The sequence below is a fragment of the Micromonospora sp. H61 genome (genome assembly GCF_018070325.1).
In the GTDB taxonomy this organism is placed as follows: Bacteria; Actinomycetota; Actinomycetes; order Mycobacteriales; family Micromonosporaceae; genus Micromonospora; species Micromonospora salmantinae.
The window spans coordinates 1-2,039 of the sequence record NZ_JAGPXY010000193.1 but is presented as its reverse complement, the minus strand read 5'-3'; the positions used below and the strand labels follow the sequence as shown (position 1 = coordinate 2,039).

Below are 2,039 nucleotides of genomic sequence, written 5' to 3'. Positions count from 1 at the left end.
GTGTTCAGGGCGTCCAAGGCCTGGTTGAGGTAGTCGGCGGCGTGGTCGCCGTCGTTGCTGTGCGCCGAGGCCAGGTCGGCAAGGACGACGCTGCGCTGCTTGGCGCCCGTCGCGGTCAAGCGGGCGAGGGACTCGGCCAGGTGGCGGGCGGCCTCGGCATGGTCGCCAGCGGCGAGGACTCCGTAGCCGGCAAAGGAGTGCAGCCGGCCGGTGTCGTAGTAGTCGAACCATGCGGGCGCTTCGGGACGCGTTTCGAGCGCGGTGGCGGCGAGGTCGATCTGGTGGCGGCTTGCCGCTCCGGCACCCACGCGGGCTTCGACTTCCGAGGCCACGCAGTGCAGCCAGGAGCGAACGGCAGGGCTGACGCCGTCCCAGGTGTGCTGGAGCGCCGCGTCGATCAGTGACCGGGCTGCGGCCGGATCATGTCCGAAGGCGGGGATGAAGGCCATGTGGCCGAGGACGGCGGCGGCCAGGGCGTGGTCACCGGCCTCACGGGTGGCAGCGAGGGCGACGTCGTAGCAGCGCTGCGCGACGGCGGGCTGGTTGAGATCGAAGAACGCCAGTCGTGCGGTGAGCAGCGCCGATTCCGCGAGGGCGCTGGCGAGGGTCGCCCGGCTGGTGCCGGTAGCCGCGCGGACGAGTCCGCTACCGAGCTGGGTGTGGGCGTACGCGGCCTCGTAGAGCGGCCGGGCGGGGCTGGTCCAGTACAGCGTGCGCTGGCAACGCACAATCTCGGCGTACGCGTCTGGATCTATAGCCTTGGCCTGGGCGTAGGCGGCCTGCGGATCGAGTGACAGCAGGGGCGCCACCAGGGGAAGCATGCTGGCGCCGAACAACGCGCGCAGAACAGTTGCCCGGTCCCAGCCGGTTTCGTCGCCTCCGGTGATCATTTCCCACAACCTCCTGAACTCGTGCAGTGTTTCCGCCTGCGGGCGCATCGCCAGCTCGTCGGGGGTGAGAAGACCGAGCTGGCTCGCCGGCTTGTCGAAGATGGCCACGAGGTGCTTGCGGTAGCGCGGGTCAGGCCACCGCTCCCCGGTTTCCCACCGCCGCACCGTGTTGGCGTTCAGCCCGGTATCGGTCTCCCCGGCATGGCTCATCTCCGTACGACTGCGCTCGGCGACCTCCTCGTAGGACCAGCCCCGCTGGAGCCTTTCCCACGCTAGCCGCCGATTGGCGGGATAGCGCCGTCCGGCCATGCGAGCACCTCCGTACGTCCTCTGTCGACAACGGTCACGTTAGCCATCTCCGCTACGGGCCGTCACTACCTGGTTGCGAGCGGACGCGTCGTGGACGGTACCGATCGGGTCCGCTGGGCGGTTCGCTGTTGACGAGCATCGACGGACGCTGCTGGGCGGCGCCAGCTCACCAAACCCAATGTCATCGACGCCAGGGGATTCACGGTGAAGAAATCGGACAAGACGACCGACAAGCAGGCGCCGCTTGTTTTGGCGGCGGCCGGGGGTGCAGTCGTGAGGTTGACTCCTCGCCCGCGTACCGCCATCGGGGCTGCGCGAGCGGGTGACCGGCGGGGTGCTCCCAGCCGCCGCCTCACCACGGCGGGCCCGCCGGCGCCTCGGCGGGCCCGCCACGACTCGACCAACCAGCGGGAGTCAATCGCAACTCGTCGGGCGGTGACGTCATGACCGTGTACGTCTCGCGGCACGCCTCCACGGGCGGGGCCGATCCGGCGGTGCAGCCCCGCTTCTCGGCGACCGGCCGGGCAAAGGTCTTCCAGCCCGAGCCCATCCTGCTCACCTTCGTGTGGCAGCGCATGCTGTCACAACTAGCGCAGGCCGGTGGCCGCCGGTGACGGCGCGGGTGCTGGTGACTGGCGCGGCCGGCTTCATCGGCTCGCACGTCGTCGACGCGCTTCTCGCCCGGGGCGTGCAGGTGGTCGGCTTGGACCGCCGCCGCCTCGGCCGGGACGCCCTCGCCGACGAGAACCTGTCAGCCGCAGCCGGCAATCCGCTGTTCACACCGCTCTGCCGCGATCTCGCCACCGACCCGCTTGATGACACTCTCAAGGGCTGCGACAT

At 70.2% G+C, this 2,039-nt stretch carries 3 protein-coding genes; 2 read left to right on the top strand and 1 reads right to left on the bottom strand.

Annotated elements, in window-relative coordinates:
• Window positions 1–1,199, bottom strand: a 1,199-nt coding sequence (locus KBX08_RS33045) for a helix-turn-helix transcriptional regulator (RefSeq protein WP_210787676.1), incomplete at its 3' end; no start/stop codon positions are given.
• Window positions 1,200–1,642: 443 nt separating this feature from the next.
• Here KBX08_RS33045 and amcA point away from each other — a divergent pair.
• Complete coding sequence (amcA, locus tag KBX08_RS33040) at window positions 1,643–1,813, top strand: multiple cyclophane-containing RiPP AmcA (RefSeq protein WP_210787675.1); 171 nt, start codon at window positions 1,643–1,645, stop codon at window positions 1,811–1,813.
• Window positions 1,810–2,039: NAD-dependent epimerase/dehydratase family protein (locus tag KBX08_RS33035; RefSeq protein ID WP_210787674.1), on the top strand; the 230-nt coding region annotated here is incomplete at its 3' end. The genes amcA and KBX08_RS33035, both read left to right, overlap by 4 nt.

Coding starts and splice junctions, on each gene's coding strand:
- amcA (WP_210787675.1), top strand. CDS start 1,643: ATGACCGTGTACGTCTCGCGGCACGCCTCCACGGGCGGGGCCGATCCG.